Here is a 26830-nt window from a genome sequence, read left to right on the forward strand (position 1 = left end):
AGAAGACGATCTGCACCGGCGTCGAGATGTTCCGCAAGCTGCTCGACCGCGGCGAGGCCGGCGACAACATCGGCGCGCTGCTGCGCGGCATCGACCGCGACGGCGTCGAGCGCGGGCAGGTGCTGGCGAAGCCCGGCTCGGTCAAGCCGCACACCAAGTTCGAGGCCGAGGCCTACATCTTGACCAAGGAAGAGGGCGGCCGCCACACGCCGTTCTTCGCCAACTACCGTCCCCAGTTCTACTTCCGCACCACGGACGTGACCGGGACGGTGAAGCTGCCCGAGGGCACCGAGATGGTGATGCCGGGCGACAACCTGAAGTTCGAGGTCGAGCTGATCGCGCCCATCGCGATGGAAGAAAAGCTCCGCTTCGCCATCCGCGAGGGCGGCCGCACGGTCGGCGCCGGGGTCGTGGCGAAGATCATCGAGTGATCCACGGCCTCCGGGCCAATTATATCGCGAACGAGGGCCGTCCCGAGAGGGGCGGCCTTTATCTTTCTGACCCGAGGCCATTCAAGCCGGGCTCACCCATCGCGCGCGCCTGCCGCGGCATCATCTCGGTTCTGCTGCTGTCGCCACGCTTCCCAGCGTGGCACTCAAGCTGCCGCCGAGGGCCATGACCGGAGCCCCGGATGCTGCTATCGTCAGGCAGGGACCGCAGGGAGCGCCCCATGATCGACCACATCGGACTGGCCGTGGCCGACCTCGCCGCCTCGCGCCGCTTCTATGATGCGGCGCTGAAACCGTTCGGCTGGGCGGTGCAGATCGAGGTGACGGAGGACATGACCGGCGGGCATGGCGCCCATCTGGGCTTCGGCACGCCGCAGATGCCGTTCTTCTGGATCGGCACCGGCAAGGCCCCTTCGACCGGCTGCCACGTCGCCTTCGCGGCCCCGGACCGGGCGACGGTTGACGCCTTCCATGCCGCGGCGCTCGGCGCGGGGGGGCAGGACAATGGCGGGCCGGGGCGGCGGCCGCAGTATCATCCGGGCTACTACGGCGCCTTCGTCCTCGACCCCGAGGGCAACAATATCGAGGCCGTATGCCATCGGCCGGCATGAGGCCTCCGCCGCGGCGGAGGCCTCGAAGGGATCAGGCTCGCCGGGTGAACAGGCCCACGATCAGCAGGAGGATCACCGCGCCGATCAGCGAGTAGATGAAGGCCCACAGGACCGAGCCGCCGGCCGGGCCGATGCCGATCGCCGGAAAGATCCAGCTTGCGACCAGCGCGCCGATGATGCCGACGACGATATTCATCAGCACACCCTGGCCGCGGCCCTTCACGATTTCGCCAGCCAGCCACCCCGCAATCCCGCCGACGATCAGCGAGACGATGAGGCCCAGTCCACTGAAAGCACCCATTCGAACGTTCCTTTCCGATGTGCAATGACGCAGCGATCCGCGTCATTATGCCACGAAAACAGCTAAATGCGACTGACAGTTCCAACCCCCGCATCAACGTCGCCGCGCGGCCCCTGCCTGCGACATTTTGGCAACTTCCCACCTCGCCGGCGGGCGCAGCAATTATGCCACGGTCGCCGCGGAGCTGGGCCCGCGGCCCGGCATCCGCGTTGACCCTCCGCGGCGCAGGCCGGCCAATGGGCGATGGACGAATCGCCTTGCCGGTCTGCCCCGGCGGCTGCGGTTCCAAGCTGCCCATGGGGCCGCCCGCCTCTGCCGGCCCCCCGACGTGAAGGACAACGAGTGATGCGTATTGCCGCCCCCCTGGCGCTCGCGGTGGCCGCAGGCCTTGCCGCCTGCGCCCCGACCACCACCGCCGACGCCCCGTCGGTCGCCGCCCCGAGTTTCGTACCCTCGATCTACCAGGCCCGCGTCGACACCGGCCCTCGGGGCGAGCCGGTGGACATCCCGGCCGTCAACCCCGCCTACCTGAACGAGCGCAACCAGCGTCAGCGCGTCCCCTATAACGGCCCGGAGGGGGCGAACACGCTGGTCGTCGATCCCTATGCGCGCTTCCTCTACCACGTTCACGGCAACGGCGAGGCGACGCGCTACGGCATCGCCGTGGGCCAGGCGGGACGCAACTTCGCCGGCACCGGCTCGATCCAGCGCAAGGCCGAGTGGCCCAGCTGGACCCCGACCGCCAACATGGTGCGCCAGAACCCCGAGCTTTACGGGCCCTTTGCGGGCGGCGTCGCGGGCGGCGTGGACAACCCGCTCGGCTCGCGCGCGCTCTATCTCTATCAGGGTGGCCGGGACACGATGTATCGCATCCACGGCACGATGGACCCGTCCTCGATCGGCCGCGCGACCTCCGCGGGCTGCATCCGGCTCTTCAACCAGGACATCATGGACCTCTATGCCGAGGTCCCGCGCGGTGCGACGGTCAAGGTCCGCACCGAGGCCGAGAGCCGCCGCCTCGAGGGGCCGCTGACCGAGACGCCTTCGGGCTACCTCGTGCCGGCGGGCGAACCCGCGATGACGCTGGCCGAAGTGCCGGGGCCGTCGCCCACCGTCGTCGCCGCCGCCTCGCCGGTCGAGAGCGCGGTGCCGCCGCGCCGCCGCTGAGCCGATGCGCGCGTGATGCCCCGAGGCCCTGCCACCGCCGTGGCAGGGCCTTTTCGTTGACAGCAACCCCGCGGCCAATCAGACCTTTGCCTGACGCCATTCGCACGAGGCCGCCGATGCCCAACTATGCCAAGGACGAAGCCGAGGTTCTCGACGAAGGCGCGCTCGCCCTCAGCACGCGGACGCGCCGGCCGGCGGTGGGGGAGCTGTCCGACGGCGATCTTGAGGCGGTGCTGCGCGATCTCGCGGGCGCGGTGGGCGGAACGGCGGAGGACGCGCCGCAGCGTCGGTTCCTGCAGGCCGCCCTGCGCCGGGCACAGGCCGAGCGGCGCAGGCGCCGGGCCGCGGGGCGCGAGGCGCCGGGCGGAGCCAAGCCGGCCCCGCGGAAACCCGCGGCAGCGGCGCGGATTCCGGCAACGCCGCGCATGTCGCGGGCCAAGGGGGCGGCGCGTCCGGGCAGCCGGAAGGCCGAGACGGCGGCCAAAGCCAAGCCCACGACCCGCCGGGCGGCGGCGACCTCGGTGGCGGTGCGCAGACCGGTTCCGGCGGCAGCGCCGGTGCCCCGCCCTGCCCCGGATGAGCAGGCGGCGGCAACGGCGGCCGAGACCGTCACCGCAGCGCCCGCCGCGGCCGGGGACAAGAAGGCCAAGGGCGACAAGAAGGCGAAGAAGGCCGCGCTGAAGGGGGCGAAGGCCGAGGCCGCGGGGAAGAAGGACAAGGCGGCGAAGGACAAGGCCGGGAAAGACAAGGGCTCGGGCAAGGACAAGAAGAAGACCGACAAACCCGCCCGGAAGGACAAGGCCGGCAAGAAGGCGAAGAAGAAGGACGCCTGAGCGCCCGTTCGCGCGGTTTCCTCGGCCCTTCGCCTCTGTTAGCCTCCGCTGACGAGGCTTTCGGAGATCCGCCGTGAGACAAGCCGCCCGGGCCGCCCTGCTCGCCGTGGTGATGGCCGCGGGTCCGGCCTCCGCGCTCGAGACCGGGAGCGCCTCCCCTGCCCCCCAGCCGCCCGCTGCCGATTCCCCCGACCGCCGCTGCACCGCCGATGGCAGTCTCTGCATCGCCGCCGCCACCTATGTCGCCGATGTCTGCGGCGCGATCGAGGCGCAGGCTTCCGAGAACGCGCTCGACCCCCATTTCCTCGCCCGGCTGCTCTGGAAGGAGAGCCTGTTCGAGCCCTCGGCCGTCAGTCCCGCCGGGGCGCAGGGCATCGCGCAGTTCATGCCCGGCACGGCACGGATCGTCGGCCTCGACGATCCGTTCAACCCGGCCAAGGCGATCACCCATTCGGCCCGCTATCTGCGCAAGCTGACCGAGGTGTTCGGCAATATCGGCCTCGCCGCGGTGGCCTATAACGGCGGCGAGCGCCGGGCCGCGACCTTCCTCGGCGGCGGCACCGTGCTGCCCTGGGAGACGCACGACTATGTCGAGGCGATCACCGGCCACAACGCCTGGAAATGGCGCGACGACCCGCCCGAGATCGCGACGCTCGACCTGCGCCTGAAGGGCGAGACGCCGTTCCTCGACGCCTGCATCGAGCTCGCCGGGAACCGCACGCTGAAGGAGTTCCGCGCCCCCGAGAGCGCCTCCCCCTGGGGCGTGATCCTCGCCTCGCATCCGCGCCAGTCGGGCGCCTCGGCTCAGGCCGAGCGCCTCAACCGGGCGCTGCGGCCGGTCATCGGCGACATGCGCGTCGCCCATGTCCGCAAGCGGATGCCGGGGCAGCGGCGGGCGGTCTACACCGCGCAAATCGGCTTCGACAGCCGCGCCGAGGCCAACCGCATGTGCGTGAGGCTGCGCGCGGCGGGCGCCACCTGCATCGTGCTCAGGAACTGACGCCGCGCCGGTGGGCGCGGCGCCCTGCCCTCACATCTTCCAGCGGACGCCGGTCAGGTCGTTGGCCTGCGTCGGCGCGTTCTCCCACAGCCCTTCGAGGCGCGCATCCGCGACCCCGGCCTTGGCGAGCTGGAACAGGAACGCGTTGACGTAGTCCGCCGCGATCATCTCTTGCGCCTGCTGCAGCAGCGCGCTGCGCTCGGCCTCGTCCACGGTCGCCTGCAGGCGGTCCATCAGGGCCACGAATTCGGGCTTGTCATAGTGGAAGTAGTAGTCGTCGCGGGCATAGATATCGATGTCCATCGGCTCGGTATGGCTGATGATGGTCAGGTCGAAATCGCCGCCCTTGAACACGGTCTCGAGCCACTGTGCCCATTCCATGTTGGTGATCTCGGTCTTGATCCCCACGGCCGCGAGCTGGCTGGCCACGATCTCGCCGCCGCGGCGGGCATAGGAGGGCGGCGGCAGGGCGAGGCGCAGGCTGAGGTCGGTGACGCCCGCCTCCTCCAGCAAGGCGCGGGCCCGGTCCTGGTCCTGCGCCGACTGCTCGGTGAGGTCGACATAGTCGGGATGGTGCGGCGCGAAATGGCTGCCGATGGGCGTGCCATAGCCGAACATGGCCCCGTCGATGATCTCCTGGCGATTGATCGCCCGCACGATCGCCTCGCGCACGCGGATGTCGTCGAGCGGCGGATTGGCGTTGTTCATGGCGAGGATCGTCTCGCCCTCGGTGGTGCCGACCGTGACCTTGAAGCGCGGATCGGCCTCGAACTGGGCCAGCGTCTCGGGCGCGGGGAAGTTCGGAAAGGCGTCCACGTCGCCCGACATGACCGCGGCGAAGGCGGCGGTCGGGTCCGAGATGAAGCGGAAGGTGGCCGAGGTCAGCGCCGGGGCCTCGCCCCAGTAGCCGTCGAAGCGTTCCAGCGTCACGCGGTCGCCCTGCCGCCACTCGCCAAAGCGGAAGGGACCGGTGCCGACCGGGTTGGTGGCGAGGTTCGCGGCCGAGGCCTCGTCCACGATCACCGCGTCGCCCCAGGCCATCTTCCACGGGAAGGCGCCATCCGGCCCGCTCAGCGTCACGCGCACCACGTCGGGCGCGACGGCCTCGACCGACTCGATCCCCTCGAACAGCACCTTCTGCGCGTTGGTCGATTCCTCGCCGCGGGCGCGGTCGAGGGTGAAGACCACGTCGCTGGCGTTGAAATCGGCGCCGTCGTGGAACTTGACCCCCTGGCGCAGCTTGAACTCATAGACGCCGCCGCCTTCGAGCGCCTCCCAGCTCTCGGCCAGGCCCGGCACGATGCTGCCGTCGGACGCGACGCGGGTCAGGCCTTCGAACAGGTTGGCGTAGACGATCTCGTCCACCGCGGCGGCCGCACCGCTGGTCGGGTCGAGGTTCGGCGGCTCCAGCACCATGCCGAGCGTGATCGTGTCGGGTGGCGCCGCGAAGGCGGGGACTGCTGCCCCGAGCGTGACCGCGAATGCGAGTAGAAGTCTCCGGGCCATGCTGTCCTCCCTGCCGTGGCGTCGGCGGATCATTGCCGCCCCGCGGCCGGCGATCAAGCCCGCCTTGCGCGCGCCGGAATCAACTGCTGCGCGATCCCCGCGCCCCCGAGATAGAGGGAGGTGACGATCAGCCCCCAGAGCGCCCAGCTCTGCGGGTGGAAGTCCACGAGGATCGCCCAGAGGGCGAAGATCACCCAGGCGAGCGCCATCGGCAGCGAGACCGCGCGCCACCGCCCGGTCCGCACGGGATGGATGAACTTCAGGTTGGTGAACATGGCGACGGTCAGCAGGATCACGATGACGAGGCTGATCCAGAAGTTCATGTCCACCGCGAAGAGGACCAGCACGACCATGTTCCAGGCCGCCGGGAAGCCCGAAAAGCTGTTGTCGCGGGTCTTCATCCGGGTGTCGGCCATGTACATCATCGAGCCGTAGACGATGGCGATGGCGCAGAGCCAGCCGGTCCAGCCCGGCAGCAGCCCGGACTGGAACAGGGCGAAGGCCGGAATGAAGATCCAGGTCATGTAGTCGATCATCAGGTCCATCACGACACCGTCATGGATGGGCCAGTATTTCTTGACCTCAAAACGGCGGGCGAGCGGGCCGTCGATCCCGTCGACGACCATCGCGACGATAAGCCAGAAGAACATCGGCGCCCAGCGTTCCTCGACCGCCGCCAGGATCGCCAGCAGCGCGAGGACCGCGCCCGTGGCGGTGAAGAGATGGACGGCGAGGGCCTTGAGGCGGGCGCTGAGCATGCCGCGTTTCTGGCATTCCGAGGCCGGGGGCGCAACGGCGCGCGGGCTCAGCCCCGCGGATGGGCGGCGCGATGGACCGAAAGCAGCCGCGCGTCGTCCACGCCTGTATAGACTTGCGTGGTCGAGAGGCTGGCATGGCCCAGCAGCTCCTGGATCGTCCGCAGGTCGCCCCCGGCGGCCAGCAGATGCGTGGCGAAGCTGTGGCGCAGGGCGTGGGGCGTGGCGGTGGCCGGCAGGCCCAACGAGGCGCGCGCCGCCGCCATCACCTTCGCCACCGCCTGCTGCGACAGCCGCCGGCCCTGCACGCCGCGAAACAGGGGCGAATCGGGCGTCATCTCCCACGGGCAGAGGCGCAGATACTCCGCGATCGCCTTGCGCGCGACCGGCAGCACCGGGACCATCCGCTCGCGCCCGCCCTTGCCGCGGATGCGCAGCGCCTCGCCCATCGGCCAGTCGCGCCCGTCCAGCCCGAGCGCCTCGCCGATCCGCAGGCCGGAGCCGTAGAGCAGCGTCAGCACCGCCGCATCGCGGGCTGCGACCCAGGGGATCTCGTGGCCGAGCGCGGCGCGGTCGAGGACCTCGCGCGCCTGCGCCTCGGCCAGCGGCCGCGGCAGGCTGCGCGCGTATTTCGGGCTGCGGACCGACAGAGCGCGCGAGGCTTCGAAGCCCTCGCGCTCGGCCAGCCAGCCGAGGAAGCCCCGCACTGCCGAGAGCCTGCGCGCCAGCGACCGCGCGCCGAGGCCGCGCCCGCGCTCGGCCGCCGCAAAGGCCCGCATGTCGGATTGCGTCAGCGCGCCGAGGTGCCCAGGCAGCGCCGGACCGCCCTGGTGGCCTCCTAGAAACATCAGGAACGCCGCCACATCCGCGCGATAGGCCGCCACCGTCCGCGGCGAGCGGTCCCGCGCCCCCGCCTGCACGTCCAGCCACCGCATCAGCGCATCCGCCATCGAGGGCGCAAGCGCGAGCGGCGGGCCTTCGGTCACTCCCGCAGCCATCCGATCAGCACCAGCCGGAACACCTGCCCGAAGAAGCGCAGCAGGTCCGTCCCCTGCGTCGGCGAGAACCGCCCCGGATCGCCAGAGCCCATCAGCAGCAGCGCCGGATAGCGCCCGCCGCCGAGGTCGAGCGGCAGCAGCGCCTCGGAGCGGATCGCGCCGCCCGCGGTGCCGTGGATCACCGCCGTCTCGGCCGAAGCCCGGCGCAGCACGATGTCGTCGCCCCGCGGCGCCCGCCGCCCGGCCGAGATCATCCGCCGCACCGTCCCCGGCTCGACCATCGCCAGCGGCCCCTCGCCCGGCGCCTCGGGCGCCTGCGCGCTCTCCATCGCCAGCCTGAGGGTATCGACCCGCAGGATCGGCGCGACCGTAGTGCCGAGATTGTCGAGGAAGCCGGTGAAATCGTCCGGTTCCAGCAGCGAGACAACCGCGCGGTGGACGGTCTGCATCCCCGACTGGTTGTCATAGGCTGCGGCGATCACGCTCTCATGCGCGGTCTCGAGCCGCGACAGCCGCTCCTCGAGCGCCTGCATGGCGCGGCCGCGGATGTCGATCACGTTCTCGCCGACCTCGGACTCGCGCGCGCCGATCAGCGCCCGCATCAGGTCGCGGTCGCCGAGGATCAGGTCGGGGCTGGCGAGCAGCTTGGCGCGCGTCCCCTCGTCGATCGGCCCGGCCACCCCTCAACCCCCGATCTTCTGGCCGGTCCTGGCCCAGTCGGCGGTGAACTGCGCCAGCCCCTTGTCGGTCAGCGGATGGCTGGCCATCGCATGGATCACCGCGGGCGGGGCGGTGATGACGTCGGCGCCGATCTTGGCGCATTCGCTGACGTGGTTCACCGACCGGATCGAGGCGGCGAGCACGTTCGTCTCGTAGCCGTAATTGTCGTAGATCTGGCGGATGTCGGCGATCAGCTGCAGCCCGTCGAGGTTCACGTCGTCGAGCCGCCCGATGAAGGGCGAGATAAAGGTCGCCCCCGCCTTCGCCGCCAGCAGCGCCTGTGCCGCGCTGAAGCAGAGCGTGACGTTGACCATGTGACCCTCGTCGGTCAGCGCCTTGCAGGCCTTCAGCCCGTCCCAGGTCAGCGGCACCTTGACGGCGATGTTGGGGGCGATGTCGGCGAGGTGCCGGCCCTCGCGGATCATGTCCTCGGCGGCCTCGGCCACGACCTCGGCGCTGACCGGCCCGTCGACCAGCTCGCAGATCTCGCGCGTGACCTCGGCGATGTCGCGGCCGGACTTGAGGATCAGCGAGGGATTGGTGGTGACGCCGTCGACCATCCCGAGCTCGTGCAGCTCGCGGATCGCGGCGATGTCGGCGGTATCGACGAAGAAGCGCATCGGGGGTCTCCGGGGTTCGGGGTCGGGTGGCGGTGTAGCGCAGATGGGCCGGTGCGGGAAGGCCGGCGCCGCCGCGATGTGCCGCCCGTGCCACCAGCGTTACACCTGCTGGCGCCGCCGCGGATTTTCACTTTTCCTCAAGAGACTTGAGGCATAACCTTCACGCAAGTGGCGCGGTGGCGCCCGGATCATGGGAAAGGCAGCGATCATGGACACCTACGAGCTTGAAACCCGATGGGCGCCGCGGATGCTCAGCATCCTGCGGATCGTCTCGGCGCTGATCTTCATGGCGCATGGCACCCAGAAGCTGCTGGGCTTCCCGGCCAGCGACATGACCCCCGGCTTCGCCTCGCTGCCGTGGTTCGCGGGCGTGCTGGAACTCTTCGGCGGCTTCCTGCTGGTGATCGGGCTCTTCACGCGGCCGGTGGCCTTCGTCCTCTCCGGCCTGATGGCCTTCGCCTATTTCATCGCCCATGCGCCGCAGAACTTCTATCCGGTGCTGAACGGCGGCGACGCGGCGATCCTCTACTGCTTCGTCTTCCTCTACCTCGTCTTCGCGGGCCCCGGACCGTGGAGCGTTGACGCCATGCGGGCCGGCGCGACGACCCGCTACGCGGCGCGCTGACGGCAGGGGGACCTGTCGCTAGCCTCTGGGGCCGCCCCCGCCGGCTGCCCCGGCCTCGGCGCTTGGCCCCGCCCGGCTCCTCGCCGTCCCTCGGTCGCGCGTGTTCGACGCGCGGCCATACCGATCGAACTTCCCGCCCGGCGCCCCCGACCGCGACTGACCCCTCCCGCGCCAAGCCCCCGTGACATTCCCCTCGAAAATGTGCAGGGGCTTGCGTCCGCTCGCGGGTCGGTTAGTGGCACGCGGCATGAAGTCTTGACTGGAGGCCGAGCCCCATGGCGCGCATCGACGAGAAGCTGGAACCGATTCTGGAGACCGTCGTCCGGCGGAACGCGGGCGAGCCGGAGTTCCACCAGGCGGTGGTCGAGGTCATGGAAAGCCTCGGCCGCGTCGTCGCCAAGCATCCCGAATACCTCGAGGAGGGGCTGATCGAGCGCATCTGCGAGCCCGAGCGGCAGATCATCTTCCGCGTGCCGTGGATCGACGATCAGGACCGCGTCCAGATCAACCGCGGCTTCCGGGTGCAGTTCAACAGCGCGCTCGGCCCCTACAAGGGCGGGCTGCGCTTCCACCCGTCGGTCAACGTCGGAATCATCAAGTTCCTCGGCTTCGAGCAGACCTTCAAGAACGCGCTGACCAACATGCCGATCGGCGGCGGCAAGGGCGGCTCGGACTTCGACCCCAAGGGCAAGTCCGACCGCGAGATCATGCGCTTCTGCCAGTCCTTCATGCTCGAGCTGCACCGCCATATCGGCGAATACACCGACGTGCCGGCCGGTGACATCGGCGTCGGCGGGCGCGAGATCGGTTTCATGTTCGGGCAATACAAGCGCCTCTCGAACCGCTACGAGGCGGGCGTTCTGACCGGCAAGGGCCTCAGCTACGGCGGCTCACGCGCGCGCCCCGAGGCGACCGGCTTCGGCACGGTGTTCTTTGTGCGCTCGATGCTCGACGCCGCCAAGGACGGGATCGAGGGCAAGACCGCGGTCGTCTCCGGCTCCGGCAATGTCGCCACCTTCGCCATCCGGAAGCTGCAGGAATACGGCGCCAGGGTCGTCGCCTGTTCGGACTCCTCGGGCCATGTGGTGGACGAGCGCGGCATCGACCTGGGCCTGCTGCGCGAGATCAAGGAAAAGCGCCGCGGGCGTATCTGCGAGTATCAGGAGGCCAAGGGCAGCGGGGCGACATATGTCGCGGCGGGGTCGGGCTCGATCTGGGACGTGCCCTGCGACATCGCGCTGCCCTGCGCCACCCAGAACGAGCTGAACGGCGATCACGCCGCGCGGCTGATCGCGAACGGCGTCCGGGTCGTGGCCGAGGGCGCGAACATGCCCTGCACGCCCGAGGCCGTGGCCGCGTTCCAGCAGGCCCCGAACGTCCTCTTCGCGCCCGGCAAGGCGGCGAATGCTGGGGGCGTCGCGACCTCGGCCCTCGAGATGCAGCAGAATGCCTCGCGCGACAGCTGGAGCTTCGACCAGACGGTCGAGCGGCTGGACGAGATCATGACCAACATCCACGACAGCTGCGCCGAGACCGCCGCGGAATACGGCGTGCCTGGCGACTATGTCCTCGGCGCGAACATCGCGGGCTTCGTGAAAGTGGCCGAGGCGATGCGGGCGCTCGGCGTGATCTGAGGCGTGGGCCGGATCCTTCGTACGAAGGATCCGATGCAAATCCTCGTACGAAGATTTGCCGGCGCGTGGCGTTGACGGCGCCGCGCGGAGGCGGCACCCCTCACGCCATGACGCATTTCGCCCTTGGCGCGCGCATCGGCGTGCTGACGACCGAACCGGTCGGCCTCCTCGACTACCTCGCGCCCGAGGGCGGCGTGCGCCTGGGCCAGCTGGTCGTGGTCCCGCTCGGCCCCCGGCGGGTCATGGGCTGCGTCTGGGGTGCCGGCGAGGGCGGCTTCGACGCCGCCAAGCTGCGCCCCGTCGCGCGGCTGATCGAGGCCGAGCCGCTGACGCCGGCGGTGCTGGAGTTCCTCAGCCGCGCCGCCGAATACACCCTCACCTCGCTGCCGGTGCTGCTGCGCATGGCGACCCGCGCGCCCGGCCTCGCCGACCCGCCCGCGCCGCGCCGCATCCTGCACCTGACCGGCCCCGAGCCGCAGCGCATGACCGAGGCCCGTCGCCGCGTCCTCGACGTGCTGGACGAACACGGCGACGCGGGGCTGGAGCCCGGCGAACTCGCCCGTCTCGCCGGCGTCTCGCCCTCCGTGGTCGCGGGCCTCACGACCGCCGGCACCCTGACCGAGACCGAAGCCCCGCGCGACGCGGCCTTTCCGCGCCTCGATCCGTCGCGCCCCGGAAAACCACTGTCGCCCGACCAAGCCGCGGCCGCCGAGGCCCTGCGCGCCCGGCAGCCCGAGGGCTACTCGACCACGCTCCTGCGCGGCGTCACCGGCTCGGGCAAGACCGAGGTCTATCTCGAGGCCGTTGCCGAATGCCTCGCGCGCGGGCGGCAGGCCCTCGTCATGCTCCCCGAGATCGCGCTTTCGGCCGAGTTCCTCGCCCGCGTCGAGGCGCGCTTCGGCGCGCGGCCCGGCGAATGGCACAGCGGCATCACCGCGACCGAACGCCGCCGCCTCTGGCACATGGCCGGCCGGCACGGCGTCGATCTGGTCGTCGGCGCGCGCTCGGCCCTGTTCCTGCCCTTCCGCGACCTCGGCCTGATCGTCGTCGACGAGGAGCATGACGGCGCCTACAAGCAGGAGGACGGGGTCTGGTATTCCGCCCGCGACATGGCGGTTCTGCGGGCGAGCATCGAGGGCGCGCAGGTGGTCCTCGCCTCGGCCACGCCCGCGCTCGAAACCTGGGTGAACGCGCAGACGGGAAAGTATCACCGCCTCGACCTGACCGACCGCCACGGCGCCGACCTGCCCGAGATGGCCGCGATCGACCTGCGGGCCGAGGCGATGGAGCCGGGCCGCTGGATCTCGCCGACCCTCACGCGCGAGGTGGCGGAGCGGCTGGGCCGGGGCGAACAGTCGCTCCTGTTCCTCAACCGCCGCGGCTATGCGCCGGTGACGCTCTGCCGCGCCTGCGGCCAGCAGGTCGGCTGCGAGGATTGCGACGCGCGGATGGTCGAGCATCGGGTGCTGAACCGTCTCGTCTGCCACCAGTGCGGGGCCTCGCGCCCGATCCCGACGACCTGCCCGGCCTGCGGCGTCGAGGGGAAGATGGCCCCAGTCGGTCCGGGGGTCGAGCGGCTGGCCGAGGAGGTCTCCGCCCGCTGGCCGCAGGCGCGCGTGGCGGTGCTGTCGTCGGACCTGTTCCAGAGCGCGCGGGCCCTGAAGGCCGCGATTGCGGATATCGCGGCGGGCGGCGCCGACATCATCATCGGCACGCAGATGGTGGCCAAGGGGCACAATTTCCCGGCGCTGACGCTGGTCGGCGTGATCGACGCCGACCTCGGGCTGCAAGGCGCCGACCTGCGCGCGGCCGAGCGCAGCTTCCAGCTGATGCGGCAGGTGGCGGGACGGGCGGGGCGCGCCGGCGGCAAGGGGCTGGCGCTGCTGCAGACGCACCAGCCCGAGCATCCGGTGATCCGCGCGATCCTCTCGGGCGAGGAGGAGGCCTTCTGGGACGCCGAGGCCGCCGCGCGGCGTCAGGCCGGGATGCCCCCCTTCGGGCGGCTGGCGGGTGTGATCCTGAGCCACCCGGACCTCGGCGTGGTGACGGGATTTGCACGCGACCTCGCCCAGCGGGCGCAGCCTTTGGGTGCTGCGGGGGCCGAGCTGTGGGGACCGGCGCCCGCCCCGATCGCCCGCATCCGGGGCCGGCACCGAGTGCGGATGCTGATCCGCGCGCCGCGGCAGGCGCCGCTGCAGGAGGCGATCCGGGCGTGGCTGGAGGGGGTAAAGCTGCCCGCGAACTTGCGGCTCGCGGTGGATATCGATCCGCAGAGCTTTCTTTAGGGCAATGGGATGGTGCTTGGAAACCACGCACGCTACCGCTCGTTGCCCAACGATCCAGCTACGGCCGCCCGTCCGCCAAAGCGGACGGGTCCGCGCCCGCCCGCCCCACAGGCGGGCGCGTCCGCGCCCACCTTCGTGCGTGCGCGGACCCTCTGTTGCGCCTATGTCACCGGACCAAGCGGGATTGGGACCCTGTTACCCAATCCCTCGCGCGGAAGCGACCCGCGGAGAGGCCGCTACCCCCCGCCCAGCTTCGGGCTCGCCCTGTCCAGCGACAGCTCCGCCTCCGAGAACCGGATCGGCGTGCGCACCCCCGGCACCCCCTCGGGCTCGATCCTCAGCCCCCGCGCGATCACCTGCGGGTCGGCGAACACATCCGCCATGTCGTTGATCGGACCCGCCGGCACCCCCGCGCGCTCCAAGGCGGCCAGCAGGTCGTCCCGCTTCCACCCCTTGGTTGCCGCGGTCAGCGCCGCCGTCAGCGCCTCGCGGTTGGCGATACGGTCCGCGTTGCTGCGATAGTCGGGCGCCTCCGCCAGCCCCGGCATCCCCAAGACCTCGCAGAGCCGCCGGTATTGCCCGTCATTGCCCGAGGCGATGATGATCCAGCCATCCGCACAGTCGAAGACGGCATAGGGCACGATGTTCGGATGCGCGTTCCCCAACCGCACGGGCGCCGTCCCCGAGGCGAGATAGTTCATCGCCTGGTTCGCCATCACCGCCACGCCCACATCCATCAGCGCCATGTCCACCTGCTGCCCGCGGCCGGTGCGGTGGCGCTGCTCGACCGCGGCGAGGATCCCGGTCGTGGCGTAGAGCGCGGTGAAGATGTCCACCACCGCCACGCCCACCTTCTGCGGCTGGCCCGAGGGCTCGCCGGTCACGCTCATCAGCCCGGACATGCCCTGGATGATGTAGTCGTAGCCCGCCCGCGCGGCGTAAGGGCCGTCCTGCCCGAAGCCGGTGATCGAGCAGTAGATCAGCCGCGGGTTCACTGCGCGCAGGCTCTCCCAGTCGAGGCCGTATTTCGCCAGCCCGCCAAGCTTGAAGTTCTCGATCAGGATGTCTGCGCCCGCCACCAGCTCGCGCACCCGCGCCTGCCCCTCGGGCGTGCGGAAGTCGGCGATGACCGAGCGCTTGCCGCGGTTGGCGGCGTGGAAATAGGCGGCCGAGCGGCCCTCCGGCCCGTCGCCCTCGCGGGTGATGAAGGGCGGCCCCCAGCTGCGGGTGTCGTCCCCCTCCGGCGCCTCGACCTTGACGACCTCCGCCCCGAGATCGGCGAGGACCTGGCCGGCCCAGGGACCGGCCAGGATGCGGGCCAGTTCGACGACCCGCAGGCCCTCGAGCGGCGCGGGCATCAGTTCGCGGACTCCGCCTCGGCCAGCTTCTCGTCGATCTTCGCCTTCAGCCCGTCCCAGGCCTGGTTCTGGACCTTCTCGCCGCCGATGATGAAGGTCGGCGTGCCCTCGATGCCGTCCGCGGTGGCGTTCGCCTGATAGGTCGCGACCAGCCGCTCAACCTGTTCGGTGTCGCCCCAGCAGGCGTCCATCTGCTCGTTGGTCATGCCCGCGGCGAGGCCCACGCGGCGCAGGTTCTCGGCCGCCTGGTCGGAGGAGCTGACGCCTGCGAGCCACTGACTCTGGCCGGTCAGGAGTTGCTCGGAGACCGGGTAGAACTTCGCCGGCTCGCAGCGCGCGAGGATGCCGGCCCAGAGGCCGAGCGCGTCGAAATACACGTCCCGCTGGATGAAGCGGACCTTGCCGGTGTCGATGTATTCGGACTTCAGGGTCGGGAACACGTCGGTCGCAAAGGCGCCGCAATGGCTGCAGGTGAAGGAGGCGTATTCGATCATCGTGACCGGCGCGTCCTCGGCCCCGAGGGCGAGGTCGGGGGCCAGTTCGGGTGCGGCGGCCTCGGCGGCGGGGGCCTCGGTTGCAGTCTGCGCCACCGCGGGCAGCGCCACGAGGGCGAGGGCGGCGGAGGTCAGCAGGCCCGCGGCGAGGCGCGGCAGGCCAGAAAGCGTGATCGGAAGCGTCATGGGGAACCTCTGTTCTGGGCGTCTTTTCGAGACAGGTAGGCGCGGGCGAAGCGCGCGACCGCTTCGGCAAGGCCGGGATCGTCGATCTTCGCCGCGGCGGATTCGGCCTCGGCCCGCACCGCCGGCGAAACCGGGCGCGCGGGCGCGGGCCGCGGCGGCTCGGGGGCGAAGCCGTGCGGCGCGGTCTGGGTCAGGTGGATGCGCGCGACGGCGTTGAAGCCGTAGCAGGCGTTCACCCGTTCGCGGATCGCGGGCAGCTCCATCTCGAGCCGGGGCGCGTTGGCGCCGGTGGTCAGCAGGACCAGCGTGCCACCGAAGCCCCCGCGCGAGTGGCTGATCTTCACCGGGCGGCAGCGGGCGGCGGTCTCGGCCCCGACGACCTCGGCCCAGTGCGTCAGCAGCCGCGAGACGGCGAAGCCGCGCTTCTCGCCAAGCTCGCCCACGCGGCAGGCGACCAGCCCGGCCGCGGTCTCGAACCCGCGCATGCGCCGGGACGCGCGCGGCGCGATCGGTGCCGCCTTGGCGGCTTCGGGGTCAGGGGCGTCGCTCATCGCCCGCCACTCTGGCCGCAGCGCAGCGCGGATGCCAGAGGCCCCGCGCGGGCGGCGGCTGAAAACCCCGTGACGCCCCCGTGTTCAGCCGCCCTTCGCCATCTCGCGCAGCCGGAACTTCTGCAGCTTGCCGGTCGAGGTGCGCGGGATCTCGCAAAAGACCACGTCGGTCGGGCACTTGTAATGCGCGAGATGCTGCCGCGCCCAGCCGATGATGTCCTGCTTGCCGGCCTCGGCCCCCGGCTTCAGCTCGACATAGGCCACAGGCGTCTCGCCCCATTTCGGGTGCGGATGCGCGATCACCGCGGCCAGCATCACCGCCGGATGGGCGAAGATCACGTTCTCGACCTCGATCGAGCTGATGTTCTCGCCGCCCGAGATGATGATGTCCTTCGAGCGGTCCTTGAGCTGGACGTAACCGTCCGGGTGCATCACCCCGAGATCGCCCGAATGGAACCAGCCGCCCGCGAAGGCCTCCTCCGTGGCGCGCGGGTTCTTGAGGTAGCCCTTCATCACGATGTTGCCGCGGAACATGACCTCGCCCAGCGTCTCGCCATCGGCGGGGACAGGCTGCATCGTCTCGGGGTCGAGCACCGCAAGCTCGTCGAGCGGCAGGTAGCGCACCCCCTGCCGCGACTTCAGCTCGGCGCGCTCGGTCCGGTCCTTGCCGTCCCAATCGCCCTTCCACTCGTTCACGACCGAGGGGCCATAGGTCTCGGTCAACCCGTAGATGTGGTTCACGACGAAGCCCATCGCCTCGATCCCATCGATCACCGAGGCCGGCGGGGGCGCGCCGGCGGTGTTGAAGTTGACCGCATGCGGCAACTCGCGCCGCTCCTCGCCCGAGGCGTTGATGAGGCCCTGCATCACGATCGGCGCGCCGCAGAGATGCGTGACCTTGTGGTCGGCGAGCGCCTCGTAGATCGCCCCCGCGCGGACCCAGCGCAGGCAGACATGCGTGCCGCCGGTCAGCGCCAGCGTCCAGGGGAAGCACCAGCCGTTGCAGTGGAACATCGGCAGCGTCCAGAGATAGACCGGATGCCGCCCGAGGGCCGCGTGGACGGTGTTGGAATAGGCCATCAGCGTCGCGCCGCGATGGTGATAGACCGCGCCCTTCGGATTGCCGGTGGTGCCCGACGTGTAGTTCAGCGCGATCGCGTCCCATTCGTCCTGCGGCGGCAGCCAGTCGAAGGCCGGGTCGCCCGAGGCGAGGAAGGCCTCGTAGTCGGTGCGCCCAATGGCGCGGCCCTGCGGAGTGGCCGCATCGGCCGGGTATTCGCTGTCGTCCACGTCGATGACCTGCGGCGCGACCTCGGCCAGCGCCAGGGCCTCGGCCATGACCGCAGAGAACTCGCGGTCCACGATGACCAGCTTCGCGTCGCCGTGGTCGAGCTGGAAGGCCACCGCCGCCGCGTCGAGCCGGGTGTTGATGGTGTGCAGCACCGCGCCGCACATCGGCACGCCGAAATGGCACTCGATCATCTCTGGGGTGTTGGCCAGCATCACGCTGACGGTGTCGCCCTTGCCGATACCAGCCGACGCGAGGGCTGAGGCGAGCCGACGCGCGCGGGTCCAGAACTCGGCGTAGGAGCGGCGGATGCGGCCATGGATGATGGCCGTGTGATCCGGCCAGACGAGCGCCGCGCGCTCCAGGAACCGGATCGGCGTCATTGGCTGGTGGTTGGCGGGGCCGCGCTCGAGCCCCAGGTCGAACATCCCGGTCATGTGATCCTCCGTTCCCTTCGGTCCATCTCCACGCCGGGCGGGGGCAAAGGCAAGCCCGTTGACTTGCGCGCCGCGCCCCGCGAGAGGCGGCGGATGGAGCCCGAGATCGCCCCCCTGCTGCTTGCCTGGTACGACCGCCACGCGCGGGCGCTGCCCTGGCGCGCGCCGCCCGGTGCGCCGCCAATGGACCCCTATCGGGTGTGGCTGTCCGAGGTGATGCTGCAACAGACCACGGTCGCCGCCGTGCGGGGCTACTTCGAGCGGTTCACGGCGCGCTGGCCCACGGTGGAGGCGCTTGCCGCCGCGCCCAAGGCCGAGGTCATGGGTGAATGGGCGGGCCTCGGCTACTACGCCCGCGCCCGCAACCTTGTCGCCTGCGCCCGTGCCGTAGCGGAGCGGGGGGGCTTCCCGACGACCCGCGACGAGCTGGCGCGGTTGCCCGGCATCGGCGCCTATACCTCCGCCGCCATCGCGGCGATCGCCTTCGGCCGGGCGGAGACCGTGGTGGACGGCAACGTCGAGCGCGTGGTGGCGCGGCTCTACGCCGTCGAGACGCCGCTGCCGGGGGCGAGACGCGAGCTGGCGCGGCTGGCCGAGGGGCTCACGCCCGAGGCGCGGCCGGGGGACTTCGCCCAGGCGATGATGGACCTCGGGGCGACGATCTGCACGCCGCGGTCGCCCGCCTGCGGGGTCTGCCCACTGTCGGGCCCGTGCCGGGCAAGAGCGGCGGGGATCGCGGCGGAACTGCCCGCCCGCATGCCCAGGGCGCCGAAGCCGAAGCGCGAGGGGATCGCTTGGGTGGCGTTCGACCGCCGGCGGGTGTTGCTGGAACGGCGGCCACCGAAGGGGCTTCTCGGCGGCACCCTCGCCTTTCCCTCCTCCGGCTGGGACGGGAGCGACCAGCCGCCGCCGCTTGCGGCCGACTGGCGCGAGGCGGGCCGGGTGCGGCATGTGTTCACGCATTTCGAGCTGGACATGGCCGTGCATGTCGCCCGGAGCGGGGGCAACCCCCAGCGCGGCGAATGGCACGTCCTCCGGGACTTCGACCCGGCCGGTCTCCCCGGCCTCATGCGGAAGGCCTGGGCTGTTCTGGCCTAAGGTTGACGTAACCGCCACCTCCGGCCCGTCCGCCTTGGCGCCGCTCCAAGCGGGATCGGGTCCCGTGTCCCTATCCCTTGCCCGCAGGCATCGGCTGCATACCCGCTGCCCGCACCGACACCCTTGCCGAAGCCCGCCCCCCTACACTACATAGCAAGGTCATGATGCGCTTCTTCGACATCCACGATCGCGCCCGCCTGCCGGCGCGCTTTCACGGCGAGCGGCTGACGATTCTCGCCGGGCTTTGACGCGTCCGCGCGTCTCCGGACGCGCCCGACCGCCTTCCGCCCTTCCCCTTCGATCACCCGCCAGAGGCATCGCCATGACCGGCTCCACCTCCCCCCAGCGACCCCGCACCCTCTATGACAAGATCTTCGACGCGCATGTCGTGGACCGGCAGCCGGACGGAACCGCGCTGCTCTACATCGACCGCCATCTGGTCCATGAAGTGACCAGCCCGCAGGCCTTCGAGGGCCTGCGCATGTCCGGTCGCAAGGTGCGCCGTCCCGACCAGACCATCGCCGTCCCCGACCACAACGTTCCGACCACGGCCGACCGCGTGAAGGGGATCGAGAACCCCGAAGGCCGCGTGCAGGTCGCCGAACTCGACAAGAACGCCCGCGACTTCGATCTGAACTATTACCCGATGAACGACATCCGGCAGGGCATCGTCCATATCGTCGGCCCCGAGCAAGGCTGGACCCTGCCCGGAATGACCGTGGTCTGCGGCGACAGCCACACGGCCACGCATGGCGCCTTCGGCGCGCTCGCCCACGGCATCGGGACGTCCGAGGTCGAGCATGTCCTGGCCACGCAGACGCTGATCCAGAAGAAATCGAAGAACATGAAGGTCGAGATCACCGGCAAGCTGCGCCCCGGTGTCACCGCCAAGGACATCACGCTGGCCGTCATCGGCGCCACCGGTACCGCCGGCGGCACCGGTCATGTGATCGAATACTGCGGCGAGGCGATCCGCGACCTGTCGATGGAAGGCCGCATGACGGTCTGCAACATGGCGATCGAGGGCGGCGCCCGCGCCGGCCTGATCGCGCCGGACGAGAAGACCTTCGCCTATGTCAACGGCCGCCCGCACGCGCCGAAGGGCGCGGCCTGGGAGGCGGCGCTGAACTGGTGGAAGACCCTCTACACCGACGAGGGCGCGCATTTCGACAAGGTCGTGACCATCCGTGGCGAGGACATCGCCCCGGTCGTGACCTGGGGCACCTCGCCCGAGGACGTGCTGCCGATCACCGGCACCGTCCCCCGCCCCGAGGATTTCTCGGGCGGCAAGGTCGAGGCCGCGCGCCGCTCGCTGGACTACATGGGCCTTGAGCCGGGCACGAGGCTCGCCGACATCCCGATCGACGCGGTCTTCATCGGCTCCTGCACCAACGGCCGGATCGAGGATCTGCGCGCCGCGGCCGGGATCCTGCGCGGCAAGCATCTCGCGCCGGGCGTGCGCGGCATGGTCGTCCCCGGCTCGGGCCTCGTGCGCGCGCAGGCCGAGGAGGAGGGGCTGGACCGGGTCTTCACCGATGCGGGCTTCGAATGGCGCCTCGCGGGCTGCTCGATGTGCCTCGGCATGAACCCCGACCAGCTGGCGCCGGGCGAGCGCTGCGCCGCGACCTCGAACCGCAACTTCGAGGGCCGCATGGGCCGCGGCGGCCGCACCCACCTGATGAGCCCGATCATGGCCGCCGCCGCGGGCGTGGCGGGGCATCTGGTGGATGTGCGCGAAGTCATGGCACCCGCCGAGCCGGTCTGAGGAGCGAGAGCATGGAAAAGTTCACCACCCTGACCGGCATCGCGGCACCCATGCCGCTGGTCAATATCGACACCGACATGATCATCCCCAAGCAGTTCCTGAAGACGATCCATCGCTCGGGGCTGGGCAAGAACCTGTTCGACGAGATGCGCTACCTCGCCGACGGCAGCGAGAACCCGGACTTCGTGCTGAATCAGCCGGCCTGGCGCGAGGCGCAGATCATCGTCGCAGGCGACAACTTCGGCTGCGGCTCGTCGCGCGAGCATGCGCCTTGGGCGCTGCTCGACTTCGGCATCCGCTCAGTGATCTCCACCAGCTTTGCGGACATCTTCTACAACAACTGCTTCCAGAACGGCATCCTGCCCATCGTGCTGCCCGAGGATGCGGTGAAGGTGCTGATGGAGGATGCGAAGAACGGGGCCAACGCGCGGCTCTCGATCGACCTCGAGGCGCAGACCGTGACGGCCTCGGACGGGCAGGAGTTCCGTTTCGACATCGACCCGCACCGCAAGCACAACCTGCTGAACGGCCTCGATGACGTGGGCCAGACGCTGCAGAAGGGTGCCGCGATCGAGGCCTACGAAGCGAAGATCGCGCAGTCCCAGCCCTGGGTCTGAGGCTCGCCTTCGCGCTCATCCTGCTCTCGGCCGCGCCCGCCGCGGCCGAGGTCTTGCGGCTGGCGACCTACGCCCCCGCGCTGACGCGCAAGGGGCCGGGGCTGCTGCTGGCGGACCTGCAGAAGGGCGACGATCCGCAGATCGCGGCGGTCGTGGAGGTCATCGCGGCGGCGCGGCCGGATGTGCTGCTGCTGACGGATTTCGACTGGGACTTCGAGGGGCTCGCGCTCGACGCCTTCGCGGCTCGGCTGGCGGCGGCGGGGCTCGACTATCCGCACCGCCTTGCGCCGCAGCCGAACCGGGGGCTGGCGACGGGCCTCGACCTCGACGGCGACGGCAGGCGCGGCACGCCCGAGGACGCGCAGGGGTTCGGCTTCTTCACGGGCGAGGGCGGCATGGCGCTGCTGTCGAACCGCCCGCTCGGGGCGCTGATCGACCATTCGGCGGCGCGGTGGCGCGACCAGCCGGGCACCTGATGCCCGAGGACACGCCGGCCGAGGTGGCGGCCGTGCAACGCCTCTCGACCACGGCGCATTGGGATGTGGCCCTGCCGGTCGGCGAAACGGTTCTGCATCTGCTGGCCTTCAGCGCCACCACCCCGGTGTTCGACGGCCCCGAGGACCGCAACGGCCGCCGCAACCACGACGAGGTGGGTTTCTGGACCCGCTACGAGCCGGGCGGGCCGTTCGTGGTCATGGGCAACGCCAACCTCGACCCCGACGATGGCGAGGGGCGGCGCGAGGCGATCCACGCGCTGCTGGCGCGGGTGCAGGACCCCGAGCCGCGCTCCGAGGGCGGGGCGGCCGCGGTGCAGGACGGGGCGAATGCGGTGCAGACCGGCGACCCGGCGCTCGACACCGGCGACTGGGCTGAGGCGGACGGGCCGGGCAACCTGAGGGTGGATTATGCCCTGCCCTCGAAGCAGCTGCGGGTGATCGATTCGGGCGTGGTCTGGCAGGCGGAAGGGCCGCTGGCGGAGGCGGCGCTGACCGCCTCGCGGCACCGGCTGGTCTGGGTCGATCTGGAGATCGACTGAACCGCCCACGATCCTTCTGCGAAGGATCGCCGCCCTTTGATCTTTCGCAGAAGGATCGTCAGGCCGTCAGCCGCGCCCCGTCATGGCCGGTGAGGCGGACCGTCACGACCCCCCCCTCCGGCATGTCGCGATCGAAACCGACCTCAGCGAATTGCGGCGTCCGGGCCATCCGCGGCCCTTCCGTCAGCACCTGCGCCACCTGCCCCACCTGCCCGGCCAGATGCCGCGTCAGCGCCTCCGTTCCGGCCGCGCGCAGCCGCGCCGCGCGCTCGCGGACCGCCGTGCCCGCGACCTGCGGCATCCGCGCGGCGGGGGTGCCCTTGCGCGGGCTGTAGGGAAAGACGTGCAGGAACGTCAGGCCGCAATCCTCGACCAGCTTCAGGCTGTTCTCGAACGCCGCCTCCGTCTCGGTCGGAAACCCCGCGATGATGTCGGCGCCGAAGGCGATGTCGGGGCGCAGCGCCCGCGCCTCCTCGCAGAAGCGGATCGCATCGTCGCGCAGGTGCCGGCGCTTCATCCGCTTCAGGATCAGGTCGTCGCCGTGCTGCAGCGACAGGTGCAGATGCGGCATCAGCCGCGGCTCGGTGGCGATCGCCTCCATCAGCGCCGGGTCGGCCTCGATCGAATCGATGCTGCTGATCCGCAGCCGCTCGATCCCCGTCAGCCGCAGCACGCGCCGCACGAGATCGCCCAGCCGCGGCGTCCCCGGCAGATCCGCGCCCCAGCTCGTGAGGTCCACGCCGGTCAGCACCACCTCGCGGAAGCCACGATCCACGAGACGGCTGATCTGCTCGACCACCACGCCCGCAGGGACCGAGCGCGAGTTGCCGCGGCCATAGGGTATGATGCAGAAGGTGCAGCGGTGGTCGCAGCCGTTCTGCACCTGCACATAGGCGCGATGCCGGCCGAAGCCGTCGATCAGGTGGCCGGCGGTCTCGCGCACGGACATGATGTCGTCCACGAGCACCCGCTCGGTCGGGCCGATCAGGTCGGGGGCGGCCATCGCCCGCCAGGTCTCGGGGCGCATTTTCTCGGCATTGCCGATGACGCGGGCGACCTCGGGCATGGCGGCGAAGGTCTGCGGCTCGGTCTGGGCGGCGCAGCCGGTCACGAGGATCGGCCGCTCGGGATGCTCGCGCTTGAGGCGCCGGATCTCCTGCCGGGCCTTGCGGACCGCCTCGGCCGTGACCGCGCAGGTGTTCACGATCACCGCGTCGGTGAGGCCCGCAGCGCCGGCCATCTCGCGCATCGCCTCGGATTCCCAGGCGTTGAGGCGGCAGCCATGCGTGGCCAGGATCGGCGCCTTGGCGTCCATCACCCCGCCTCCGCCAGCCATTCGGGCGAGAGCACGCCCTCGAACACCCGCGCCGTCGGCCCCTCCAGCCAGACGCCGTCCTCGCGCCAGTCCACGTCGAGGCGCCCGCCCGGCACATGCACCGTCACGCGGCGCCCCGTCAGCCCGCGCCGGGCCGCCGCCACGGCAGCGGCGCAGGAGCAGGAGCCGGAGGCCAGCGTGATCCCCGCCCCCCGCTCCCAGATGCCGATGCGGATTTCGTCGGGCGAGAGCACCTCGACCACCTCGACATTGGTGCGCTCGGGGTAGAGCGGATGATGCTCCATCGCCGCGCCGAAGGCGGGCAGGTCGACGGCGTCGAGCGAAGCGACGAAGAACGTCGCATGCGGGTTGCCCATGCCGGTGGCGACCGGGTCGCCCTCGATCGGCAGGCGCAGCGTGTCGACCTCGCGCGCGAGCGGAATGGCCTGCCAGTCGAGCACCGGCGGCCCCATGTTGACGCGCGTGAGCCCGCCTTCCGCATCCTCGGCCGCCAGCTGCGCGTGATCGGTCCTCAGCCGCACCGCCGAAAGCCCGCCCTCGTCCATCAGCATCCGCGCGATGCAGCGGGTCGCGTTGCCGCAGGCCCCCGCCCGGCTGCCATCGGCGTTGAGGAACACGAGCCGCGCGTCCTCCCCCTGCTCTCCGGGCAGGATCGCGGCCAACTGGTCGAAGCCCACGCCGCGGTGCCGGTCGGCAATCGCCCGCGTCAGCGCAGCCGTGGGCAATGCGCCGCCGCGGCGCAGGTCGAGGACCACGAAGTCATTGCCAAGACCGTGCATCTTGATGAACGGCAGGCCGGGGCCGGGAAGGTCGTGCATGGCGGCCATATAGGCCCGCACCCGCGCCTGCGCCATGCTTTTTCGCCTTGACCCCGCCGCTTGTGCTGCTACGAGGGCCACCTGGCGGGCCCGTAGCTCAGTTGGTAGAGCAACTGACTTTTAATCAGTGGGTCACAGGTTCGAATCCTGTCGGGCTCACCAGCTTCCATCACCCCTTGCGCTCCTCTCTGGCCGCTAACCGGGGATGGAACCCGCCTCGCTCCCACCGTTCCAGCGGGCGGAAAGCCGGGCGTGACCACAATCCTTCTGCTGATCTTCGGCCTCGTCCTGCTCACCGCGGTGGGCGGGCGCGGCCTTCATCATCCTCTACGCGCGCATGCCGCCCTGCTGCTAGGCGCCGTGTGACGGTCAGGCGGCGGCGCGTTCCTCCGCCAGCCGCGCCATCAGCTCGGCGGCGGGCAGCGCCCGCGCGAGGGGCGCGCCCTGCCCCGCCCAATGCGCGCCGAAGCCGGCCTCGCCTCGCGCCTTCGCGGCGGCGATGAGGGCCTTTCCGGCGTCATAGGCGTAGGGATAGGCCGAAATCTCGGCCCGGGGCAGACCGTCGCCGAGCGCGGTGAAGCGGTTGGCGAGTCCCCGCGCTGGGCGACCGGAGATCGCGCGGGTCATCACCGTGTCGGCTGCCTCGGCAAGCGCGGCCCGGTAGCCGTCATCCGCCCGCGATTCCGGGCAGGCGACGAAGGCGGTGCCCATCTGCGCCGCCGCGGCGCCCAGCCGCTCCACCGCGGCGATGCCCGCGCCGTCCATGATCCCGCCCGCCGCGATCACCGGGATCGAGAGCGACCGCGCCAGCAGCCGCGTCAGCGCGAGACTGCCGAGCCGCGCGTCCGGCCCGTCCTCGTCGAACAGCCCGCGATGCCCACCGGCCTCCCAGCCCTGCGCCACGACGGCGTCGAAGCCCGCCGCCTCGACGGCGCGGCCTTCGACGAGGCTGGTCGCGGTGGCGATCAGGACGATCCCCTCGGCCTTCAGGCGGGTCACGGTTTCGGGCTCCGGCAGGCCGAAATGCAGGCTTAGGACCTCCGGGCGGGTGTCCAGCACCACGTCCAGCAGCGCGGCGTTGCCGCGGAAGGTCGGGAAGATCGCCTGCAGCTGCTCGGGCGGCGTGACGCCCAGGCGGGCGAACTCGGGCGCGAGGCGGGCGAGCCAGCGCGCATCGCGCTGCGGGTCGGACGGGGCCTGCCGGTGACAGAAGAAGTTGGCGTTGATCGGCCCGCCGGTCAGGGCCCGCGTCGCGGCGATCTCCTCGGCCGCGCGGACGGGCGTCATGGCGGCGAGGCCGAGCGCGCCGAGGCCGCCGGCCTCGGTCGCGGCGGCGGCGAGGGGGGGCGAGGCGGTGCCGGCCATGGGCGCCTGGAGGATCGGTAGCCGGAGGCCGAGGCGGGCGGGGAGCGGGTGCAGGTCGGGCATCGGGTTCCTTTCACGCGAGACGGCGGGCCCGCCGCGAGGCGAGCAGCGCGCCCCCGGCGACCGCCCCCGCCGCGACGACAAGCACAGGCGAGGCCTCCGCCGCCCCCGCCGCGATCAGGGCCAGTGTCGAGAGGACCGGGGCGGCGTAGGAGGCGGTGCCCAGCAGTTGCAGGTTGCCACGTTTCATCCCGATCTCCCACATGTAGAAGGCCGCGCCGACCGGCCCGGCGCCGAGGGCCAGCACCGCCAGCCAGCCGCCCGCGCCCTCGGGCCGGAGCGTCGGCTCGACCGCCAGATGCACGAGGCCCGCCAGCAGCGCAGTGCCGAGACAGGCGACCCCGGTGCTGGCCGCGGGCACCTCGGCCGCGAACAGCCGCAGGCCCAGCGAGTAGCCCGACCAGATCACCGCGCAGCCCGCCGCGAGCGCCAGCCCGAGAGCAGGGTTCGGCGCGGCGCCGCCGCCCCGCCCGGCCAGCAGCAGCGCCGTCCCCGCAAAGGCGAGCCCGGCGCCCGCCACATGCCAGCCGGTCAGCCTTTGCCCCGGCAGCAGGCCCGAGAGCAGCACGATCAGCAGCGGCCAGAGATAGGCGACCAGCCCCGCCTGCGCCGGTGGCGCGAGGCGCAGGGCGGCGAAATAGAGCGCGTGATAAAGAAAGAGGCCCGCCACCGACCAGAGATACGCCCGCAGCGGCACATGGCGCAGCGTCCCCAGCTCGCCCCGCCACCCGGCCCAGCCGAGGCAGACCGTTCCGCCGATGGCGAAGCTCATCGCGGCGAGTTGCATCGGCGGGACGGGTGCCGTGCGGACCGTCAGCAACGCCAGCAGCGACCAGAGCGCGACGGCCATGAAACCGGTCGCGGTGGCGCGGCGTTGGTCCGTCGGCTGTGGCATGGGCGGTCCCTCCACGGTTCCC

Annotated in this window: 27 protein-coding genes, 1 tRNA gene and 1 pseudogene; 15 read left to right on the forward strand and 14 right to left on the reverse strand. The window is 71.2% G+C overall.

Annotation, left to right across the window (positions count from 1 at the left end; genetic code table 11):
* Positions 1–431, forward strand: a pseudogene (gene tuf, locus GI374_RS10615) (elongation factor Tu); the annotation flags it as partial.
* A gap of 239 nt (positions 432–670) precedes the next feature.
* The gene (locus tag GI374_RS10620; RefSeq protein ID WP_154337063.1) at positions 671–1060 is read left to right on the forward strand and encodes a VOC family protein; all 390 of its coding nucleotides are present in this window, start codon (positions 671–673) and stop codon (positions 1058–1060) included.
* A gap of 31 nt (positions 1061–1091) precedes the next feature.
* Here GI374_RS10620 and GI374_RS10625 read toward each other — a convergent pair whose 3' ends face one another.
* Positions 1092–1361 carry a GlsB/YeaQ/YmgE family stress response membrane protein gene (locus GI374_RS10625; RefSeq protein ID WP_229583100.1) on the reverse strand — a complete coding sequence of 90 codons (270 nt, stop codon included), beginning with the start codon at positions 1359–1361 and terminating at the stop codon, positions 1092–1094.
* Positions 1362–1706: 345 nt separating this feature from the next.
* On the opposite strand from GI374_RS10625, the gene GI374_RS10630 reads away from it, so the two are divergent.
* The 3 genes from GI374_RS10630 to GI374_RS10640 all read left to right on the forward strand — a co-directional run bounded on the left by GI374_RS10630 (position 1707) and on the right by GI374_RS10640 (position 4361).
* On the forward strand, positions 1707–2528 hold the full coding sequence (locus GI374_RS10630) for a L,D-transpeptidase (protein WP_154337064.1): 822 nt from the start codon (positions 1707–1709) through the stop codon (positions 2526–2528).
* A 116-nt stretch (positions 2529–2644) separates the two neighbouring features.
* Positions 2645–3361: a hypothetical protein gene (locus GI374_RS10635; protein ID WP_154337065.1), complete on the forward strand. Its 717-nt coding sequence runs from the start codon at positions 2645–2647 to the stop codon at positions 3359–3361.
* 73 nt (positions 3362–3434) lie between these two features.
* On the forward strand, positions 3435–4361 hold the full coding sequence (locus tag GI374_RS10640) for a transglycosylase SLT domain-containing protein (RefSeq protein ID WP_370515279.1): 927 nt from the start codon (positions 3435–3437) through the stop codon (positions 4359–4361).
* Between the two features lie 30 nt (positions 4362–4391).
* On the opposite strand, the gene GI374_RS10645 is transcribed toward GI374_RS10640, so the two are convergent.
* Genes GI374_RS10645 through fsa form a run of 5 tightly spaced genes read right to left on the reverse strand, consistent with a single transcriptional unit; the run spans position 4392 to position 8960 of the window.
* A complete protein-coding gene (locus GI374_RS10645; protein WP_154337066.1) occupies positions 4392–5867 on the reverse strand; it encodes an ABC transporter substrate-binding protein in 1476 nt (491 codons plus the stop codon).
* 53 nt (positions 5868–5920) lie between these two features.
* A complete protein-coding gene (locus GI374_RS10650; RefSeq protein ID WP_154337067.1) occupies positions 5921–6625 on the reverse strand; it encodes a phosphatidylcholine/phosphatidylserine synthase in 705 nt (234 codons plus the stop codon).
* A gap of 47 nt (positions 6626–6672) precedes the next feature.
* Entirely contained in the window at positions 6673–7572 is a 900-nt protein-coding gene (locus GI374_RS10655; RefSeq protein ID WP_370515300.1) for a tyrosine recombinase XerC, read from the reverse strand.
* A gap of 32 nt (positions 7573–7604) precedes the next feature.
* A complete protein-coding gene (locus GI374_RS10660) occupies positions 7605–8300 on the reverse strand; it encodes a DUF484 family protein (protein ID WP_370515280.1) in 696 nt (231 codons plus the stop codon).
* A 3-nt stretch (positions 8301–8303) separates the two neighbouring features.
* Positions 8304–8960 (reverse strand): fructose-6-phosphate aldolase, encoded by a 657-nt coding sequence (gene fsa / locus GI374_RS10665; protein ID WP_154337069.1) that lies wholly within the window; start codon positions 8958–8960, stop codon positions 8304–8306.
* Positions 8961–9168: 208 nt separating this feature from the next.
* Here fsa and GI374_RS10670 point away from each other — a divergent pair, with 208 nt between their 5' ends.
* The 3 genes from GI374_RS10670 (at position 9169) to GI374_RS10680 (ending at position 13504) form a co-directional block, all read left to right on the forward strand.
* Positions 9169–9585: a DoxX family protein gene (locus GI374_RS10670; protein ID WP_154337070.1), complete on the forward strand. Its 417-nt coding sequence runs from the start codon at positions 9169–9171 to the stop codon at positions 9583–9585.
* A gap of 275 nt (positions 9586–9860) precedes the next feature.
* Positions 9861–11219 (forward strand): NADP-specific glutamate dehydrogenase, encoded by a 1359-nt coding sequence (gene gdhA, locus GI374_RS10675; RefSeq protein WP_154337071.1) that lies wholly within the window; start codon positions 9861–9863, stop codon positions 11217–11219.
* Positions 11220–11326: 107 nt separating this feature from the next.
* Positions 11327–13504: a primosomal protein N' gene (locus GI374_RS10680; protein ID WP_154337072.1), complete on the forward strand. Its 2178-nt coding sequence runs from the start codon at positions 11327–11329 to the stop codon at positions 13502–13504.
* A 236-nt stretch (positions 13505–13740) separates the two neighbouring features.
* Here GI374_RS10680 and GI374_RS10685 read toward each other — a convergent pair whose 3' ends face one another.
* The 4 genes from GI374_RS10685 to GI374_RS10700 form a co-directional block, all read right to left on the reverse strand.
* Complete coding sequence (locus GI374_RS10685) at positions 13741–14862, reverse strand: CaiB/BaiF CoA-transferase family protein (RefSeq protein WP_154337073.1); 1122 nt, start codon at positions 14860–14862, stop codon at positions 13741–13743.
* Positions 14862–15542 carry a DsbA family protein gene (locus GI374_RS10690; protein WP_154337074.1) on the reverse strand — a complete coding sequence of 227 codons (681 nt, stop codon included), beginning with the start codon at positions 15540–15542 and terminating at the stop codon, positions 14862–14864. Before GI374_RS10690 ends, GI374_RS10685 begins: the two co-directional genes overlap by 1 nt.
* Positions 15539–16093, reverse strand: coding sequence for a DUF721 domain-containing protein (locus tag GI374_RS10695; RefSeq protein ID WP_195759901.1), 555 nt, complete (start codon positions 16091–16093; stop codon positions 15539–15541). Before GI374_RS10695 ends, GI374_RS10690 begins: the two co-directional genes overlap by 4 nt.
* An 84-nt stretch (positions 16094–16177) precedes the next feature.
* Positions 16178–17818 carry an acyl-CoA synthetase gene (locus GI374_RS10700; protein ID WP_154337075.1) on the reverse strand — a complete coding sequence of 547 codons (1641 nt, stop codon included), beginning with the start codon at positions 17816–17818 and terminating at the stop codon, positions 16178–16180.
* Positions 17819–17911: 93 nt separating this feature from the next.
* Here GI374_RS10700 and GI374_RS10705 point away from each other — a divergent pair, with 93 nt between their 5' ends.
* The 6 genes from GI374_RS10705 to GI374_RS19825 all read left to right on the forward strand — a co-directional run bounded on the left by GI374_RS10705 (position 17912) and on the right by GI374_RS19825 (position 22334).
* On the forward strand, positions 17912–18916 hold the full coding sequence (locus GI374_RS10705; RefSeq protein ID WP_154337076.1) for an A/G-specific adenine glycosylase: 1005 nt from the start codon (positions 17912–17914) through the stop codon (positions 18914–18916).
* Between the two features lie 77 nt (positions 18917–18993).
* On the forward strand, positions 18994–19164 hold the full coding sequence (locus tag GI374_RS10710; RefSeq protein WP_154337077.1) for a hypothetical protein: 171 nt from the start codon (positions 18994–18996) through the stop codon (positions 19162–19164).
* 74 nt (positions 19165–19238) lie between these two features.
* Positions 19239–20681 carry a 3-isopropylmalate dehydratase large subunit gene (gene leuC, locus GI374_RS10715; RefSeq protein WP_154337078.1) on the forward strand — a complete coding sequence of 481 codons (1443 nt, stop codon included), beginning with the start codon at positions 19239–19241 and terminating at the stop codon, positions 20679–20681.
* A gap of 11 nt (positions 20682–20692) precedes the next feature.
* On the forward strand, positions 20693–21298 hold the full coding sequence (gene leuD / locus GI374_RS10720) for a 3-isopropylmalate dehydratase small subunit (RefSeq protein WP_154337079.1): 606 nt from the start codon (positions 20693–20695) through the stop codon (positions 21296–21298).
* A gap of 53 nt (positions 21299–21351) precedes the next feature.
* Entirely contained in the window at positions 21352–21774 is a 423-nt protein-coding gene (locus tag GI374_RS19820; RefSeq protein ID WP_370515281.1) for an endonuclease/exonuclease/phosphatase family protein, read from the forward strand.
* Complete coding sequence (locus GI374_RS19825) at positions 21750–22334, forward strand: endonuclease/exonuclease/phosphatase family protein (protein WP_370515282.1); 585 nt, start codon at positions 21750–21752, stop codon at positions 22332–22334. Before GI374_RS19820 ends, GI374_RS19825 begins: the two co-directional genes overlap by 25 nt.
* Positions 22335–22392: 58 nt before the next feature.
* Here GI374_RS19825 and mtaB read toward each other — a convergent pair whose 3' ends face one another.
* Both mtaB and dapF read right to left on the reverse strand, forming a co-directional pair.
* A complete protein-coding gene (gene mtaB, locus GI374_RS10730) occupies positions 22393–23649 on the reverse strand; it encodes a tRNA (N(6)-L-threonylcarbamoyladenosine(37)-C(2))-methylthiotransferase MtaB (protein WP_154337080.1) in 1257 nt (418 codons plus the stop codon).
* Positions 23649–24497, reverse strand: a complete 849-nt coding sequence (dapF, locus tag GI374_RS10735) for a diaminopimelate epimerase (protein WP_154337235.1) — start codon at positions 24495–24497, stop codon at positions 23649–23651. Before dapF ends, mtaB begins: the two co-directional genes overlap by 1 nt.
* A 77-nt stretch (positions 24498–24574) precedes the next feature.
* Between dapF and GI374_RS10740 the strand changes: the two genes are divergently transcribed.
* A tRNA-Lys gene (locus tag GI374_RS10740) sits at positions 24575–24650 on the forward strand.
* 207 nt (positions 24651–24857) lie between these two features.
* Here GI374_RS10740 and GI374_RS10745 read toward each other — a convergent pair.
* Both GI374_RS10745 and GI374_RS10750 read right to left on the reverse strand, forming a co-directional pair.
* On the reverse strand, positions 24858–25916 hold the full coding sequence (locus GI374_RS10745) for a nitronate monooxygenase family protein (RefSeq protein WP_154337081.1): 1059 nt from the start codon (positions 25914–25916) through the stop codon (positions 24858–24860).
* Positions 25917–25926: 10 nt separating this feature from the next.
* The gene (locus GI374_RS10750) at positions 25927–26808 is read right to left on the reverse strand and encodes a DMT family transporter (RefSeq protein WP_154337082.1); all 882 of its coding nucleotides are present in this window, start codon (positions 26806–26808) and stop codon (positions 25927–25929) included.
* Positions 26809–26830 lie beyond the last annotated feature (22 nt).

The sequence above is a fragment of the Paracoccus sp. S-4012 genome (assembly GCF_009674885.1).
Classification (GTDB): Bacteria; Pseudomonadota; Alphaproteobacteria; order Rhodobacterales; family Rhodobacteraceae; genus Paracoccus.